Annotated in this window: 15 protein-coding genes; 4 read left to right on the top strand and 11 right to left on the bottom strand. The window is 75.9% G+C overall.

Annotation, left to right across the window (positions count from 1 at the left end; all coding sequences use genetic code 11):
• Positions 1-53: 53 nt before the first annotated feature.
• The 3 genes from Sdagh_RS02710 to Sdagh_RS02700 all read right to left on the bottom strand — a co-directional run bounded on the left by Sdagh_RS02710 (position 54) and on the right by Sdagh_RS02700 (position 1634).
• Positions 54-863 carry a rod shape-determining protein gene (locus Sdagh_RS02710; protein ID WP_189419007.1) on the bottom strand — a complete coding sequence of 270 codons (810 nt, stop codon included), beginning with the start codon at positions 861-863 and terminating at the stop codon, positions 54-56.
• On the bottom strand, positions 860-1243 hold the full coding sequence (locus tag Sdagh_RS02705; protein WP_189419005.1) for a TraR/DksA family transcriptional regulator: 384 nt from the start codon (positions 1241-1243) through the stop codon (positions 860-862). Before Sdagh_RS02705 ends, Sdagh_RS02710 begins: the two co-directional genes overlap by 4 nt.
• Before the next feature lie 61 nt (positions 1244-1304).
• A complete protein-coding gene (locus tag Sdagh_RS02700; protein ID WP_189419003.1) occupies positions 1305-1634 on the bottom strand; it encodes a TraR/DksA C4-type zinc finger protein in 330 nt (109 codons plus the stop codon).
• A gap of 294 nt (positions 1635-1928) precedes the next feature.
• Here Sdagh_RS02700 and Sdagh_RS02695 point away from each other — a divergent pair, with 294 nt between their 5' ends.
• From Sdagh_RS02695 to secD, 3 genes are all read left to right on the top strand, one after another.
• Positions 1929-3038 (top strand): sensor histidine kinase, encoded by a 1110-nt coding sequence (locus Sdagh_RS02695; protein WP_190077542.1) that lies wholly within the window; start codon positions 1929-1931, stop codon positions 3036-3038.
• Positions 3013-3726 carry a response regulator gene (locus Sdagh_RS02690; protein WP_226534454.1) on the top strand — a complete coding sequence of 238 codons (714 nt, stop codon included), beginning with the start codon at positions 3013-3015 and terminating at the stop codon, positions 3724-3726. Before Sdagh_RS02695 ends, Sdagh_RS02690 begins: the two co-directional genes overlap by 26 nt.
• A 724-nt stretch (positions 3727-4450) precedes the next feature.
• Positions 4451-6745: a protein translocase subunit SecD gene (gene secD / locus Sdagh_RS02685; RefSeq protein WP_190077543.1), complete on the top strand. Its 2295-nt coding sequence runs from the start codon at positions 4451-4453 to the stop codon at positions 6743-6745.
• Here the strand turns inward: secD and Sdagh_RS02680 are convergent.
• The 7 genes from Sdagh_RS02680 to fmt all read right to left on the bottom strand — a co-directional run bounded on the left by Sdagh_RS02680 (position 6704) and on the right by fmt (position 13528).
• Entirely contained in the window at positions 6704-7156 is a 453-nt protein-coding gene (locus Sdagh_RS02680; protein WP_189418996.1) for an Lrp/AsnC family transcriptional regulator, read from the bottom strand. The genes secD and Sdagh_RS02680 overlap by 42 nt on opposite strands.
• 20 nt (positions 7157-7176) lie before the next feature.
• Complete coding sequence (locus tag Sdagh_RS02675) at positions 7177-8619, bottom strand: GuaB1 family IMP dehydrogenase-related protein (protein ID WP_189419136.1); 1443 nt, start codon at positions 8617-8619, stop codon at positions 7177-7179.
• A 133-nt stretch (positions 8620-8752) separates the two neighbouring features.
• On the bottom strand, positions 8753-9127 hold the full coding sequence (locus Sdagh_RS02670) for a barstar family protein (protein ID WP_226534452.1): 375 nt from the start codon (positions 9125-9127) through the stop codon (positions 8753-8755).
• A 50-nt stretch (positions 9128-9177) separates the two neighbouring features.
• Positions 9178-10221: a sugar-binding transcriptional regulator gene (locus tag Sdagh_RS02665; RefSeq protein WP_189418994.1), complete on the bottom strand. Its 1044-nt coding sequence runs from the start codon at positions 10219-10221 to the stop codon at positions 9178-9180.
• 78 nt (positions 10222-10299) lie between these two features.
• A complete protein-coding gene (gene rpe, locus Sdagh_RS02660; RefSeq protein WP_189418992.1) occupies positions 10300-10986 on the bottom strand; it encodes a ribulose-phosphate 3-epimerase in 687 nt (228 codons plus the stop codon).
• A gap of 115 nt (positions 10987-11101) precedes the next feature.
• Positions 11102-12520: an RsmB/NOP family class I SAM-dependent RNA methyltransferase gene (locus Sdagh_RS02655; protein ID WP_190077544.1), complete on the bottom strand. Its 1419-nt coding sequence runs from the start codon at positions 12518-12520 to the stop codon at positions 11102-11104.
• Between the two features lie 75 nt (positions 12521-12595).
• Complete coding sequence (gene fmt / locus Sdagh_RS02650; RefSeq protein ID WP_189418987.1) at positions 12596-13528, bottom strand: methionyl-tRNA formyltransferase; 933 nt, start codon at positions 13526-13528, stop codon at positions 12596-12598.
• A gap of 310 nt (positions 13529-13838) precedes the next feature.
• Between fmt and Sdagh_RS02645 the strand changes: the two genes are divergently transcribed.
• Positions 13839-14384, top strand: coding sequence for a hypothetical protein (locus tag Sdagh_RS02645; protein ID WP_189418985.1), 546 nt, complete (start codon positions 13839-13841; stop codon positions 14382-14384).
• 88 nt (positions 14385-14472) lie between these two features.
• Here Sdagh_RS02645 and Sdagh_RS02640 read toward each other — a convergent pair whose 3' ends face one another.
• Complete coding sequence (locus tag Sdagh_RS02640) at positions 14473-16632, bottom strand: primosomal protein N' (protein WP_189418983.1); 2160 nt, start codon at positions 16630-16632, stop codon at positions 14473-14475.
• Between the last annotated feature and the right edge of the window lie 133 nt (positions 16633-16765).

The following is a 16765-nucleotide window of genomic DNA, read 5'->3' as shown; positions in this document are numbered from 1 at the left end:
GCGAGGGGACCAGGGCGGGGAGGCCGGGGCGGGGCAAGCCGTCCGCCCGGTCGTCAGCGGTCCGGGCCGCCGGCCGACGGATGGCCGTGCGCGGCGTACAGGACCAGGGCGGCGCCGCGGACCGCCGCGGTGTGCGGTGCGGGCACCGTCCGCAGCGGTGCCCGCAGGCCGACGACGAGCCGGCGGGCGAGGCCGGGGCGCAGGGCACCGCCGCCGGACAGGAGCATGCCCCGGCCCAGGGCGTCGGAGGTGTGGCAGGTGCGGTCCTGCCGGAGCATCGAGGTGACCATGTCCGTGACGACCTCGCCGATCTCCGCCGAGACGTCGGCGCCGGCCGGATCGGCGGTGCCCAGGGCGGCGCGGCGGGCGTCGAAGACGGTGCCGTCGCAGAGCAGGACGGCCTCGGTGAGGTGGGCGCCGATGTCCACCACGAGCAGCGGACGGCTGAGGTCGGCGCCCGCGGCAAGGGCTACGGCGCGGGCGGTGGGGACGGTCAGCACGGCGCGCGGGTTCAGCACCCGCAGGGCGGCGCGGGCGCGTTCGCGGTGGGCGGGGCCGGCCGGCACCGGCGTGGTGACCACCACCAGGGGACGGGCGTCCCGGGGCAGCCGGTGGCCGAGCAGCCGGTCGAGCATGCGGGCCGCACCCGGTACGTCCACGATCGTGCCCCGCTGGACCGGATGGCCGGCCCGGTCGCCGGGGAAGGTGACGGTGGGTACGTCGAGGAGGGTGCCGCGCCCCGCGATCAGGGCCCGGGTGCGGGCGCTGCCCAGATCGAGGGCGAGGCCGCAGCACCGCCGGCACAGCGGCCAGGGCCGGTGCCCGGCCGGGGGTCCGGTCCGGGGCCGGCGCAGCATTGTCATCGCCCGGCCTCCCTTACCTGCCGGCAGCGGGCGCAGTAGCGGGCCTGCGGTACGACCATCAGGTGCTCCCGGTCGACGGGCCGCCGGCACAGGCCGCAGACGCCGTAGCCGCCCTCGGCCATGCGCCGCAGGGCCGCCCGGACGTCGGTGACCACCATGCGCGCGGAGGCCTCGATCCGGCCGCGCACCTCCGCCCGCGCGGCGGCGCCCCGGGGCGTGGGCCCCGCGGTGGGGGCGGCGGTCCGCTCGGCGGCGAGCGCGCGGAGCTGTTCCCGGCGGAAGAGGAGCTGTTCGCGCAGGTTCTCCCGGAGGGTGTCGAGGTCCTCGGGCGACAGGTGCGCGGCCCGGTCGGCGGCGCCGAGGGTCTGGTGGTTCACCACTTCACCCCTTCGTGCAGGGCTGGGGACGGGGAGGGACGGTCGAGGGACGGGGCGGAACGGGTCAGACGGCGGCGCGGCGCCGGCAGCCGACGCAGTACCGGGTGTACGGCAGGATCTCCAGACGCTCGACGGGGACGGGCTTGGCGCAGCCCAGGCACCGGCCGTACGTGCCGTCCTCGACGCGGGCGAATGCCTCGTCGATCTCCTTGAGGTCCCGGCCGATCGCCTCGGCCTGCGCGGACAGCGGGTGGTCCGCGGCGTCCCGCCCGCCGGCGTCGAGGGCCCGCAGCTGGGCCAGCCGGCTGTCGCGGGCGTGTTCGAGGCGGCGGCGGGCGTCCTGGGCGCTCATGCGGGGCGCACGGGCATCCGTACGGGAGGTGTCGGGGGACATGGGCAGGGCCTTTCGCACGGGGGCGGCAGGACGGCCGCCCGGTCCCCTTCGATGCTCCTCGTCCGCGTCCGGGAAGCCCATCGGGCGCGCTCCCCATTCGCCCGGGGCCGGGGTACCCATCCGGCCCCGGCACGGGGGTCCGCCGGGACCTCGGATATGGGGGTCACGACCCATCGACCACACGCGGGAAGCAAGGCAGAGTGGGCCGCGACCGGCGGCATCCGAAGGCGCCGGGTCCACATCCGGGTGCGTCAGGGAGATCCGGGCGGGTGAGGGAAAGAGGAGTGCGTCCCGGTGTCGCTGTTCTGGCGGATCTTCGGGCTCAACGCCCTGGTGCTGGGCACCGCGACGGCGCTGCTGCTGTGGGCGCCGGTCACCGTGTCCGTGCCGGTGCTGCTGACCGAGGCGGTCATCCTGGTGGGCGGTCTCGCCGTGATGCTGGTCGCCAACGCGGCCCTGCTGCGCTGGGGCCTGGCCCCGCTGGGCCGGCTGACGCGGCTGATGGCCACGGTGGACCTGCTGCGTCCCGGGCAGCGGCTGCCGGTGCCCGGTCCGGGTGCCCGGCCGGACGCCGGCCACGCTCCGGGACGGGGCGCCGGCCCGGGGGGCCGCGCGGGCGGCGGGGGTGGTGAAGTGACCGAGCTGATCCGCACGTTCAACGCCATGCTCGACCGGCTGGAGCACGAGCGGGCCACCAGCAGCGCCCGGGTGCTGCTCGCCCAGGAGGCCGAGCGCCGCCGTATCGCCCAGGAGCTGCACGACGAGGTCGGCCAGAGCATGACCGCCATCCTGCTGGTGCTGGGGCGCGCCGCCGACGAGGCCGCCGAGCCGCTGCGCGCGGAGCTGCGGCAGGCCCAGGAGATCACCCGGGACAGCCTGGACGAGGTCCGTCGCCTGGTGCGCCGGCTGCGGCCGGGGGTCCTGGACGACCTGGGGCTGGTCAGCGCACTGACCTCGCTGACGGAGGACTTCGCCGTCCACACCGGGCTGTACGTGGCCCGCCGCTTCGACGCCGACCTGCCCGCCCTTCCCCCGGAGACGGAACTGGTGCTCTACCGGGTGGCGCAGGAGAGCCTGACCAACGTGGCCCGGCACGCCGACGCCCGCCGTGTCGAGGTACGGCTCTGCCGGACCGGCGGGACGGTGGTGCTGGAGGTCACCGACGACGGACGCGGCGTCGAGGCCGTCTGCGAGGGCGCCGGCATCCGCGGGATGCGGGAACGGGCCCTGCTCGCCGGGGCCGTCCTCACCCTGGCCTCCCCACCGGGCTCCGGTACGCGGGTCCGCCTGACCGTGCCCGTCCCCGCGCCCGGTACGCCCCCCGCCGCCCCTGCCCCCGCCGTCTCTTCGTCCGTCCCCCTCCCAGGAAGCCCTGACCATGACCGACCCCGCCCAGCCTCCTGAACCGGCCCCGGCGCCGGTCCCGTTCGCGTCCCCGGCTGCCGCGCCGATCCGCATCCTGCTCGCCGACGACCACGCCCTGGTGCGGCGCGGCGTCCGCCTGATCCTGGAGCGGGAGGCGGACCTGCGGGTCGTCGCCGAGGCGGGGGACGGCGCGGAGGCGGTCGAGGCGGCGCGGGGCACGGACGTCGACCTGGCCGTCCTGGACATCGCGATGCCCCGGCTCACCGGTCTCCAGGCGACGCGTGAGCTGGCCGCGCTCAAGCCGGGCCTGCGCATCCTGATGCTGACCATGCACGACAACGAGCAGTACCTGTTCCAGGCGCTCAAGGCGGGCGCCTGCGGCTATGTGCTGAAGTCCGTCGCCGACCGTGACCTGGTCGCCGCCTGCCGGGCCGCGATGCGCGACGAGCCGTTCCTCTACCCCGGCGCGGTCACCGCCCTGATCCGCAACTACCTCGACCGGGTGCGGCACGGCGAGGAGAACCCCGACCGGTTCCTCACCCCGCGCGAGGAGGAGGTGCTCAAGCTGGTCGCCGAGGGCCACTCCTCCAAGGACATCGCCGAGCTGCTGTTCATCAGCGTCAAGACCGTCCACCGCCACCGGGCCAACCTGCTGCACAAGCTCGGCCTGCGCGACCGCCTGGAACTGACCCGGTACGCGATCCGCGCCGGGCTCATCGAACCCTGACGTCCGCCTCCCCCGCCTCCTCGCGCCCCGGAAAGGGACGGTGCATGCGCCCGGCACCCGGCACCGTCCCGGCCCACCGGATCACGGCGGCCCTCGGCACATTCCTCGCCGTCCTCCTGGCCTTCCTCCCCACGCCCCCGGGCCACGCCCCGACGCCCCTCGCTGCCGCACATGCCGCTCCTACACACGCCGGCCCCCTACATGCCGGCCCCGCGCAAGCCGACCCCGCACACGCCCGTCCCGAGCACACCGCTCCCGCGCACGCCGCCCCCACACACCCCGACCCGCCAGCGACCGGCCCCGCACACCCCGACCCGCCAGCGACCGGCCCCGCGCCCACCGGCCCCCGCGCGGACAGCCCCGTACACACCGATCCCCGTACAGCCGCCCCCGCCCCCGCCCCCGCACACGCCACCCCCCGCACGGACACCCCCACCGTCCTCCCGAGCCACGCGAGGGCGCGGCTCGCGCCTCTCCACCACCCCGATGACCGCCCCGCACCGCCCCACCATCGCGCCCCCGACGCCACCACCACCCCCGGCGCGCATGCCCCCGCCCCGGCCCCGTTCGCGTACCACCCGCCCGCCTCCCCCGGCCGCCCGGCCCCCGATCGCGGCCGGGCACCTCCCGCGCCCTCCGGCAGCTGAAGCACCCCCTTCCCCTCCCTCTTCTCCGCCGCGGCCGTGCCCGAGGGCCGCCGCGGCACGCCTGCCGGAGGCCCGCCTTGAAACGCCGTACCCGCGCCTCGCGCACCCGCGCCCTGCTCGCCCTCGCCGTCATCGCCGTATCGCTGGCCGTCGCCCTGACCGTGCCGGTCCGTCTCGGACTCGACCTGCGCGGCGGCACCCAGATCGTGCTGGAGACCCGCTCCACCGCCACCGTCGACGCCGGTCCCGAGGCCACCGACCGCACCCTGGAGGTGCTGCGCGGCCGGATCGACGCCCTCGGCGTCGCCGAACCCACCCTCGCCCGCTCCGGAGACCACCGCATCCTGGTCGAACTGCCCGGCGTGCACGACCCGGAGCGGGCCGCCGGCGTACTGGGCCGCACCGCCCACCTGACCGTCCACCCGGTCCTCGGCACGGCCGGGACCGAGGACGACGACGCCGCCACGGACGACGACGCCACCGCGCCTGCCCGCACCCTGCCCGACGAGTCCGGGCACCCCCTGCGACTGGGGGCCGCCGCCCTCACCGGACAGGACGTCGAGGGCGCGGACGCCCGGTTCGACCCGGAGACCGGCACCGGATGGCACGTCACCGTCGATCTCGACGACACCGGCCGCGACCGCTGGACCCGGATCACCGCGGACGCCGCCTGCCACCCGGAGGGCGACCCGCGGCGCCGGGTCGCCCTGGTCCTCGACGACAGGATCATCTCGTCGCCGGGGGTCGACCCCTCCGTGCCCTGCGGGACCGGCATCCCGGGCGGCAGCACCCGGATCACCGGCTCCTTCGACGACGCCGAGGCCCGCGAGCTGGCCCTCCTCATCTCCGGCGGCGCCCTCCCCGTCCCCGTCGAGACCATCGAGCAGCGCACCGTCGGCGCCACCCTCGGCGCCACCGCCATCACCGCCGCGGCCCGGGCCGCCGTCATCGGCACCGCCCTGACCGCGCTGTTCGTCATCGTCGTCTACCGGCTGATGGGCCTGCTCGCCACCGTCGCCCTCGCCTGCTACGGCCTGATCTCCTACGCCGCGCTGGCCGCGCTCGGCGCGACCCTGACACTCCCCGGACTCGCCGGGTTCGTGCTCGCCGTCGGCATGGCCGTGGACGCCAACATCCTGGTCTTCGAACGCGCCCGTGAGGTCCACTCCGCCCGCGACCGGTCCAGCCCCCGGTCGGCGCTGACGGCCGGGTTCCGCGGCGCGCTGAGCGCGATCGCCGACTCCAACGTCACCACGCTGATCGCCGCCGCCCTGCTGTTCGCCTTCGCCTCCGGCCCGGTCCGCGGCTTCGGTGTCACCCTGGGCATCGGGGTCCTCGCCTCCATGGTCAGCGCCCTGCTGATCACCCGGGTCCTCGCCGAGTACGCGGCGGGCCGCCCCGCCGTCCGCCGCCGTCCTCGCCTCACCGGCATCGCGCACTCCGGCTGGGTCCGCGACCGGCTGCGGCGCCGCGACCCGCGCCCGATGCGCCACCCGCGCCGCTGGCTGGCGGTGTCGGCGGTCCTCCTGACGGCGAGCGCCTCGGGCCTGCTGGTCCGCGGTCTCGACCTCGGCATCGAGTTCACCGGCGGACGGCTCGTCGAGTACGCCACCACCGTCCCCGTCGACCCCGACCGGGCGCGCGCCGCCCTCGCCGACGCCGGGTTTCCCCGCGCGCTCGTCCAGTCCTCCGGCGACACCCGGCTCACGGTCCGCGCGGAGGAGCTGACCGGCGCCGGCGCCGACGCGCTCACCGAGACCGTCGGCCGGCTCGGCGGCGGCGCGGAGAAGCTCCGCGACGAACGGATCGGCCCCACCCTGGGCGACGAACTGCGCCGCAACGCCCTCGTCGCGCTCGGTCTCGCCCTCGGCGCCCAGCTGCTGTACCTGTCGGTCCGGTTCCGCCGGCGGTTCGCGGTCGCGGCGGTCGGCGCGCTCGCCCACGACGTACTGATCCTCGCCGGCGTCTTCGCGTGGCTGGGCAGACCCGTCGACGGTGTCTTCCTGGCCGCCCTGCTGACCGTCGTCGGCTACTCGGTCAACGACTCCGTGGTCCTCTTCGACCGGGTCCGCGAACTCCTCGCCCACGACCCCGCCACACCCGTGGCCCGCCTGACCGACCGGGCGATCCTCCAGACCCTGCCCCGTACCGTCACCACCGGCACGGGCGCGGCACTGATCCTCGTCGCGCTGGCCGTGCTCGCCGACGGCGCCCTCACCGACTTCGCCCTGGCGCTGCTCATCGGGCTGGCGGTCGGCACCTGGTCCTCCGTCTTCACCGCGGCGCCCCTCACCCTGGAGCCGTTCCGGAGGAGCGCGGGGCGCGGCGGCTCAGGCCGGGGAGCCCGACGAGAAGCGGCGCAGCAGCGGTGACAGCACCAGGACGGACTTGGTGCGTTCCACGAAGGGCTCCCCCGCGATCCGCTCCAGGACCCGTTCGAAGTGCCGCATGTCGGAGGCGAAGACCTGGGCCACGGCGTCCGCGTCCCCGGTGACGGTGGAGGCGGCGACCACCTCCTGGTAGCGCTCCAGGCCGCGCCGGATGGTCTCCGGGGAGGTGTTGCGGCGGCAGTGAATCTCGACGAAGCCCTCGGTGTGCCAGCCGAGGGCGGCGGGGTCGACCCGCACGGTGAACCCGGTGATGGCGCCGCGGGCGCGCAGCCGGTCCACCCGCCGCTTCACCGCCGGCGCGGACAGGCCGACCAGCTGGCCGATGTCCGCGTAGGAGCGGCGGGCGTCCTCGGCGAGGGCGTGGACGATGCGTTCGTCGAGATCGTTCAGCACTGGACCGCGTACCCGGCCGCTCAGCTCCAGCTCGCGTGCAGCGGCTTGCCCTCGGCGTAGCCGGCCGCGCTCTGGACACCGACGACGGCCCGCTCGGCGAACTCCTCCAGGGAGCCGGCGCCGGCGTAGGTGCAGGAGGAGCGGACGCCCGCGATGATCGAGTCGATCAGGTCCTCCACGCCGGGCCGGGAGGGGTCGAGGAACATCCGGGAGGTGGAGATCCCCTCCTCGAACAGCGCCTTGCGGGCCCGGTCGTACGCCGACTCCTCCGCCGTGCGGTTGCGCACCGCGCGGGCGGAGGCCATGCCGAAGGACTCCTTGTAGGCCCGGCCGTTCGCGTCATGCTGGAGGTCGCCCGGGGACTCGTAGGTCCCGGCGAACCAGGAGCCGATCATCACGTTGGACGCGCCGGCGGCGAGCGCCATCGCCACGTCCCGCGGGTGCCGGACACCGCCGTCGGCCCACACGTGCTTGCCGTACTTCCTCGCCTCGGCGGCGCACTCCAGGACCGCGGAGAACTGCGGGCGGCCGACGCCGGTCATCATGCGGGTGGTGCACATGGCGCCGGGTCCGACGCCGACCTTGATGATGTCCGCGCCCGCCTCGACGAGGTCGCGCACGCCCTCGGCGGAGACGATGTTGCCGGCCACGATCGGCACCCGGGGGCCGAGGTCGCGGACCAGCTTGACGGCGCTGATCATCGACTCCTGGTGGCCGTGGGCGGTGTCGATGACGAGGGTGTCCACACCGGCGTCGAGGAGCTGCTCGGCCTTGCCCGCCACGTCGCCGTTGATGCCGACGGCGGCGGCGACGCGCAGCTTGCCGTCCGCGTCGACGGCCGGGGTGTAGAGCGTGGCGCGCAGGGCGCCCTTGCGGGTGAGGATGCCGGCCAGCCGCCCGTCCTTGCCGACGGCGGGGGCGAAGCGGCGGTTGGCGGTGTCGAGGGTGTTGAACGCCTCGCGCGGGTCCAGGTCCGCGTCGATCAGCAGCAGGTCCTTGGACATGACCACTTCGAGCTGGGTGAAGCGGTCCACGCCGGACAGGTCGGCACCGGTGACCACGCCGACCGGCCGGCCCTCCTCGTCCACGACGACCCCGGCGTCATGTGCCCGCTTGGGCAGCAGGGAGAGGGCGTCGGCGACCGTCTGGTGCGGGGCCAGCACGATCGGGGTGTCCAGTACGTGGTGCCGGCTCTTGACCCAGGCGACGACGTCGGTGACGACCTCGATCGGGATGTCCTGCGGGATGACGACCAGCCCGCCGCGCCGGGCCACCGTCTCGGCCATGCGGCGTCCGGCGATCGCGGTCATGTTGGCGACGACCAGCGGGATCGTGGTGCCCGTGCCGTCCGGGGAGCGGAGGTCGACGCCCTGCCGTGAACCCACGGCTGAGCGGCTCGGCACCATGAAGACGTCGTCGTACGTCAGGTCGTACGAGGGCTGGATGTCGTTGAGGAAACGCACGTGCTGCACATCCCGGGTGTTTCAGAGGTGGCCCCCGGACAGGTCAGCCAGGGGGAAAGAGCACGTACTTCATTGTCCCACGGACTGTCCCGTTCCCGCCCCGGGCAGAACGTCCAGGCTCCCCGCGGACTCCTTAGGAGGAATCTCCGAGGCCCGCCCCGCCGTGCCCCAGGGTGACGAACAGCCCGGGTCCCCGGTCGGTGGCCTCGGCGAACACCTCTTCGGCGACCTGCCACTCCTCGGGCCGCGCCTCGGCGTAGCCCCGCCAGTTCTCCACGACCAGGAGCAGACCCCGCTCGGCCGCCCCGTCGGGCCGGACGGCCCAGGACGAGGGGTCGGCCAGGGAGTCGGCGAGGGCGTCCCAGTCGTGCCCGAACCACTCGGGCAGGCCCAGTGACCGGGCGCAGCGGTCCATCAGGTCCGCCTTTGCGGTGACCCCGGCCAGGTCCAGCGTGACCACGGTCCGCCCCGCCGGGTCACGCGTCGTCTCCGTACCGTCGTCCGTCACACCCGCTCCTCGTCCTCACGCCCGCGTGTCCGGCGACCCGCCATGACCCGTCAGGACCCGTCGGGGTCGGACCGGTTGAGCGCCGCCTTCGGGGTCGGGCCGGCCGCCATGAGGTAGTCCGCGGCGGAGGTGTCCGTCACCAGGCTGGTGACCAGGCCCGAGCGCAGCACCGCGTCGATGGCCGCCGCCTTGCGCTGCCCGCCGGCGATCGCCACCACCTCGGGGATACGGCGGAGCTGGTCGGCCGGGACGGTGATGCACCGCTCCCCCAGGTCGCGGCCGACCCGGCGCCCCTCGGCGTCGAAGAGGTGCGCGGACATCTCGGCGGCGACACCGAGCGAGGCGTAGTGCCCGCGCTCCTCGTCGCTGAGCATGTCGTGCACCGTGGAGATGCCCGGTTCCCAGGAGCCGATGGAGACGCAGGCGACGGTGACCTTGTCGAAGTACTCGAAGGCCCGCGCGATGCCGGTCTGCTGGCGCAGCGCCTCGGCGGTCGCCGCGTCCGGGAGCAGCATCGGCGCGTAGATGGGGTGGGCGTCGCCGCCGGAGACCTGGGCGGCGCGGCGCACCGCCTCCACCGAGCCGCGCTCGGCGGTCCCGGCGTCGTAGACACCGGTCAGCTGCACCACCGTGCACGGCGGCAGCCGGTCGAGTGCGGCCGCCATGTGGATGGTGGACCGGCCCCAGGCCAGTCCCAGCACATCGCCCTCGTCGACGAGCTCGCCGAGCAGGTCGGCGGCCACCTCGCCCAGGTTCTCCGGGTCGGGGGTCTCCTCGGCGTCCGCCGGGGACTCCACGACGACCGCGTGCCGCAGCCCGTAGCGGGCGCGGAGCGCGTCGGAGCGCTCGGCGTCCAGCTCGGCCGGCATCCGGATCTCGATGCGTACGAGGTCCCGTTCGAGGGCGGTCTCCAGGACCCGGGCCACCTTGAAGCGGCTGACGCCGAACTCCTCGGCGATCTGGATCTTGGATTTGCCCTCCAGGTAGAAGCGACGGGCCATGGCCGCCGCCTGCACCAGTTCAGCGGGTCCCATCCGCATGGCTGCGCGGCCCGCTGACATACCCGACACGGCGATCTCCTCACTGCTGTTCACACTCTGCGTTCGCCGTTCATCCTTGCAGATGCGGCGCACTCGATCAGCCCTGACGGGAGCCGTTCACGTTCTCGTTCTTCAGTGGTCGCACGCCCAGGACGCCGCCGCGGTCGCCGACTCCGCCTGGGCGCGCAGCGCGCGCACCGCCTCGTCCGGGTCCGACGCACCGTACACGGCCGAGCCCGCGACGAAGACGTCGGCGCCCGCCTCGGCACAGCGCTCGATGGTGGCCGCGGAGACCCCGCCGTCGACCTGCAGCCACAGCTCCAGACCGTGCTTGGAGATCAGCTCCCGGGTGCGCCGGATCTTCGGCAGCATGATGTCGAGGAACGCCTGCCCCCCGAACCCCGGCTCCACCGTCATGACGAGCAGCATGTCCAGCTCGGGCAGCAGATCCTCGTACGGTTCGATCGGCGTCGCCGGCTTGAGCGCCATGGAGGCACGGGCCCCCTTGGCGCGGATCTCGCGGGCCAGCCGCACCGGAGCGGCGGCGGCCTCGGCGTGGAAGGTGACGGAACCGGCCCCCGCCTCGACGTACTGCGGCGCCCACCGGTCGGGCGCCTCGATCATCAGATGGCAGTCCAGCGGGGTGTCCGTCGCACGGGCCAGGGACTCCACGACCGGCACGCCGAGGGTGAGGTTGGGGACGAAATGGTTGTCCATGACGTCGACGTGGAGCCAGTCGGCTCCGCTCACCGCCTTCGCCTCGTCCGCGAGGCGGGCGAAGTCGGCGGACAGGATGCTGGGGTTGATCTGCACGGCCATGCCCCAAGCCTGCCATGCCCGCACGCCCGGAGTCCCTCCGGTACGGCCCTGATTCCTGTCAGGGACGGACGCCGCCCCTCTCCGGGTACGGGCACCCGGTCCCGCAGGGGACGGGTCACCCGGTCCGGCGGACGATCGCCAGGTACATCGCGTCCGTCCCGTGCAGGTGCGGCCACAGCTGCACGTCCGGTCCCTCCCCCAGCTCGGGGACGCCGGGCAGCAGCGGCCGGGCGTCGATCAGCTCGGCGCCGGGGACCTGCTTCAGCACGTCGGCGACGACGGCCCGGGTCTCGGCGAGGTGCGGCGAGCAGGTCGCGTAGCCGACGATCCCGCCGACCCGTACCGCGTCCAGCGCCCCGCGCAGCAGCCCCCGCTGGAGCGGCGCGAACCCGTCGAGGTCGGCCGGCCGGCGCCGCCAGCGCGCCTCGGGCCGCCGCCGCAGGGCGCCCAGCCCGGTGCACGGCACGTCGACGAGCACCCGGTCGAAGCTCCCCGGCCGCCACGCGGGCCGCGTCCCGTCGGCGGCGATCACCTGGTACGGCCCCGGGTTGCCCGCCAGCGCCTTCGCCACGAGTCCGGCCCGGTGCGGCTGCTTCTCGGAGGCCAGCAGGAAGGCACCCCGCTCGGCGGCGAGCGCGCCGAGCAGCGCGGCCTTGCCGCCGGGCCCGGCACAGCCGTCCAGCCACCGCCGGTCGGGGCCGTCCAGCGGCGCGTTCGCCACGGCCAGGGCGACCAGCTGGCTGCCCTCGTCCTGCACCCCGGCCCGGCCCTCCCGTACGGCCTCGACGGCCCCGGGCTCCCCGCCCTCCGTCAGCCGCACGGCGTACGGCGACCAGCGCCCCGCCACCGCGGCGTCCTCGGCGAGCAGTTCCGCCGCCGTGGACCGGCCGGGCCGGGCGACCAGCGTGACCTCGGGCCGCTCGTTGTCGGCGGCCAGCAGGTCCTCGATGCCGGACCGGCCGCCGCCGAGGGAGTCCCACAGCGCGGAGACGACCCACCGCGGGTGCGAGTGCACGACGGCGAGATGGTCCTCGGGGTCCTCGTCATAGGGCGGCGCCACCTTCTCCACCCAGCCGTCCAGATCGTCCCGCGCGACCTTGCGCAGCACGGCGTTGACGAACTTGGCCCGTCCGTCCCCGAGCACCACCCGGGCCAGTTCCACGGAGGCGGACACGGCGGCGTGGCTGGGGATGCGCGTCCCCAGCAGCTGGTGGACGCCCAGGCCGAGCACGTCCAGCACCGGCGGATCGACCTCGCGCAGCGGCCGGTCCACGCACTCGGCGATGATCGCGTCGTACGTCCCCTGCCGCCGCAGCGTCCCGTACACCAGCTCGGTGGCGAGCGCCGCGTCCCGCGCGTCGAAGTCGCCGCCCTCGCGCGCCTTGCGCAGCAGGGGCGGCAGGACGAGGTTGGCGTACGCGTCCCGTTCGTCCACGGCCCGCAGCGCCTCGAAGGCGAGGAGGCGGACGGGGTCCTTCCGGGGCCGCCGGTAGGGCGTGCCGGGCTTGCGGGGACGACGAGGCTGATCGCTCACGAAAAGGTGCTCCGGAGGTGGGAAGAGATGCACCCACCACCCTACGACGCCCCGGTCCCCCGTCCCCTCGCGAGGTCAGCCCCCGAGCCGTTCCCCCTCCGCGATCCGCACTCCGCGCGCCCAGTCCGCCGCCCGCATCGGCTTCTTCCCCTGGGCCTGCACCCACAGCAGTTCGACGGCGTGCGAGCCGGTGCCGACGTGCACGTCGTTCTTGCCGGCGGCCAGCTGCCCCGGCGCGAGGTCGGTCCGCTCCGGCGCGGGCACGGCCTGCACCAGCTTGAGCCGTTCCCCGCGGAAGGTGGTCCAGGCGCCCGGCGCCGGTGTGCAGCCGCGCACCACCCGGTCGACGCGCAGCGCGGGGGCGGCCCAGTCGACCCGGGCGTCCTCGACGGTGATCTTCGGGGCGAGGCTGATCCCCTCGGCGGGCTGCGGTACGGCCTTCAGGGTGCCGTCCTCGATGCCGTCCATGGTCGCGGCGAGCAGCCCGGAGCCGGCGAAGGCGAGCCGGGTCAGCAGGTCACCGCTGGTGTCGGTGGGCCGGACGGTCTCGGTGATCGTGCCGTAGACCGGCCCGGAGTCCAGTCCCTCCTCGATGAGGAAGGTGGACGCCCCGGTGATCTCGTCCCCGGCCATGACGGCGTGCTGCACGGGCGCGGCCCCGCGCCAGGCGGGCAGCAGTGAGAAGTGCAGGTTGACCCAGCCGTGCGCCGGGATGTCGAGCGCGACGCGGGGCAGCAGGGCGCCGTAGGCGACGACGGGGCAGCAGTCGGGCCCGATCTCCCGCAGCCGCTCCAGGAACGCGGGGTCGCGCGGCTTGGCCGGCTTCAGCACCTCGATGCCCGCCTCCTCGGCGCGCTCGGCCACGGGGGAGGCGACCAGCCGGCGCCCGCGTCCGGCCGGCGCGTCGGGCCGGGTGACCACGGCGGCCACCTCGTGGCGCCCGGAGGCGATCAGGGCGTCCAGGGCGGGAACGGCGACCTCGGGGGTACCGGCGAAGACCAGCTTCATGGATGGGACGGCCTCTCGGGCGGGGACGGCGGTCGGGCAGCGCACCAGTCTACGAGTCACCCGCCGGGGACCGCCGACGCCGCCCCACCCCACCTGGGACGCTCGCCTCCCGACGCACGGGAAACGGGAGACGGACGGTGCGCGGGTGGGAGACCACCCCCGGCAGGCCGCAGGCCGAGGGGGCGCACAAACGAGACCCCCACGCCCCACCCCGTGACCCGCGGAGCGATCCCGCGTTGGTCAAGAAAGAGTTGACCACGGGCCCCCGAACGGGCCCATTCCTTTCAACGCCGGTTCGAGAGGCTTGTTCATGGCCGACCACGCAACTCACGACGCCCAGGCTCGGGCCAGCCTGCACCTGCTGGTACGGGACATCGAGCGGGTCCGCCGGCAGGTGGACGCGCTGCGCACCCTCACCGCCCAGCTGGGCAACGTCTACCGCCCGCGCCGCTCCGGCCCCTCCACGGGCTTCGTCGTCTACGGGCGCGCCCCCGCGCCGACGGTCCGTCTCGCCCAGGAGCTGCGGGACAGTGTCGAGACCCTGGTCACGGCCGCCGTGGACTTCGACCGCTCGCTCGGCTTCTCGTGGGACGCGGTGGGCTCCGCCCTGGGTGTCACCAAGCAGGCGGTGCACCGGCGGTACGGCGCCCGCCGGGCCCCGGCCCAGGCCGCCGGGCCCGAGTCCGACCACACCCCGGAGGCCCCGGGCGCCCGCCCGGTGAACGTGGGCGCGGGCATCGCCCCCGTGCCGACGGTCCCCGCCGCCCGCTCCATGCCGACCCAGCCGACGGCCGGCAGCCCCACCCTCCGCGACGAGACCAGGCCGACCGCCTTCCCCGGCCCGCGCAACGGCTGACGCGGCCCCGCACCCCGTACCCGCCCTCCCGGCACCCGCCCGGGAGGGCAGCCGCCGTGTCACCGGCATCCGCCGCGCCGACGCCGTGTCACCCGATGTCAGGCGGGTCCACCCGCACCCGCACCACCCCGTTCTCCGGCTTGCCGCCGCGTGCCATCCGCGCCGCCTGCGCGGTCTTCAGCGCCGACGCCAGCGCCGCCCCGCTCCCCGGCGGCACCCGCACCAGCGCCCGCTCCCAGTGCTCCCCCGGCGGCGGCGCCCCCGGCCGGCGGGCGCCGGCCGCGGTGGTCACCGGCATCGGGACCGGCCCCAGCACCTCGGCGTCGCCCGGCAGTTCCACCGCGCGGAGGAACTCCGCCACCGCCTCCCCCGGCCCGGCCACCGCGGCCATCCGCGACACCGGCGGAAAGCCCAGCTCGGCCCGCTCGCCCAGCTCCCGCACCGCGTGGCCGACGGGGTCCCACCGCACCAGCGCCTGCACCGGCCGCAGCGTCGGCTCGGCGACGACCACCACGGTCCCGCCCGCCGCCTGCGGCCGGACCAGCGCCGCCGCCGCGATCCACCGTCGCAGCGCGTCCTCCCCGGCCCGCAGGTCCGGCCGTCCGAGCATCGCCCAGCCGTCCAGCAGCAGCGCCGCCGCGTACCCGCCCTCGGCGACGGGCTCGGCCCCCGGCGTGCTGACGACGAGCGCGGGCGCCCCCGGCACCGTGTCCAGCACCTGCTCGCGCCCCGAGGTCCGCACCGGTACGGCGGGGAAGGCCCGCCCCAGCTCCTCGGCGGTGCGCCGGGCCCCCACGACCTGGGCGCGCAGCCGGAACCCCCCGCACTCGGGGCAGTGCCACGCGCCCTCCTCGCGCCCGCACCACCCGCAGCGCAGCGCCGCGCCCGACTCCTGCCCCTCCAGTGGCCCCGCGCAGTGCCGGCAGCGCGCCGGCGCCCGGCACGCGGCGCACGCCAGCCGCGGCACGTACCCCCGGCGGGGCACCTGCACCAGCACCGGCCCGTGCCGCAGGCCCTCCCGCACGGCCTGCCAGGCCAGGGTGGGCAGCCGTGCGGCGCGGGCGGCCTCGTCGCGGGCCAGGTCCCCGTCCCCGACGGTCCGCACCAGCGGGGCGGCGGCCCGCACCTGGTCCCGGGCGGCGATCAGGGGCCGCGCCCAGCCGCTCTCCACGAGCTGCGCGGCCTCCACCGTGCAGCTCCAGCTCCCCAGCAGGAACGCGCACCTGTCCTGGGCGGCCCGCAGCAGCAGCACCTCCCGCGCGTGCGGCTGCGGGGCGTGCTGCTCGCTGTGGCTGTCGTCGCCGTCGTCCCACAGGGCGACCAGCCCCAGGTCCCGGACCGGGGCGAACATGGCGGCCCGCGTACCGATCACCGCCCGCACGGACCCCCGCCGTACGGCGAGCCACTCCCCGTACCGCTTCTCCGGTCCGGCGTCGGCGGTCAGGACCGCGTGCCGTCCCTCCCCCAGCACCTCGGTCAGCGCCGCGTCGAGCCGGGCGACCGCCCGGCCGTCCGGCAGGACGACGAGCGCGCCCCGCCCGGAGGCCAGCGTCGCCGCGACGGCCCGGGCCAGTTCCTCGCTCCACAGCGGACCGGGCAGCGCGTTCCACACCGCGCGGGGCGCGCCGCCTGAGGCCAGCGCCTCCAGGAACGCCGCCCCGTGCGCGTACCGCTCCCAGGGCCCCGGCGCGGGGGCGGGCGGCGGGGGCAGCGGCTCGGGCGAGGGGCGTCGCTCGGCCCGCGCGTTGCGTGGCGGCACGGCCAGTTGCAGCACGTCGGCGAGGCTGCCGGCGTACCGGTCGGCGACGGCCCGCGCGAGCCCCAGCAGCTCCTCGCTCAGCACCGGCTCGGGGGAGACGACCTGGGCGAGCGCGGCCAGCGGCCCGGAGTAGTCGGACTCGGCCCGCCGCTCGACGAGGAAGCCGTCGATGAGCCCGCCGCCCTCCCGCCGCCCGTCCCGGACCCGCCCCCGCCCGGCGCCGAACCGCACCCGCACCCGCACCCCCGGCCGGGCGTCGGCGTCCAGTTCCTCGGGGACGGCGTAGTCGAAGTACCGGTCCAGGTGCAGGACGCCCTTGTCGACCAGCACCCGTGCCACGGGCAGCTCCTTGGCGAGCGCGGCCCCCCGCCAGGTCCGCGGCTTGGCCCGCGGCACGGCCGCCTTGCGCACGCTCTCCCTGATGAGGGCGAGCTGCTCGGGCGGCGCGCCCTGCGCACCACCGCCCGCCTGCTCGTTCTCCCCGCTCACACCTGCATTCTTACCAAAGCCCACTGACAACGGCCGGTGCCGGTGACCGGTCCGGTACGCACCGGGGCCCGGCACCCCGAAGGGGCACCGGGCCTCGGACGGAACGAAGGACGGAAACGAAGCGGGACCTACA

It is taken from the genome of Streptomyces daghestanicus (assembly GCF_020521275.1).
GTDB classification, from domain to species: Bacteria; Actinomycetota; Actinomycetes; order Streptomycetales; family Streptomycetaceae; genus Streptomyces; species Streptomyces griseoviridis.
This window is presented reverse-complemented; position numbering and strand designations above follow the sequence as displayed.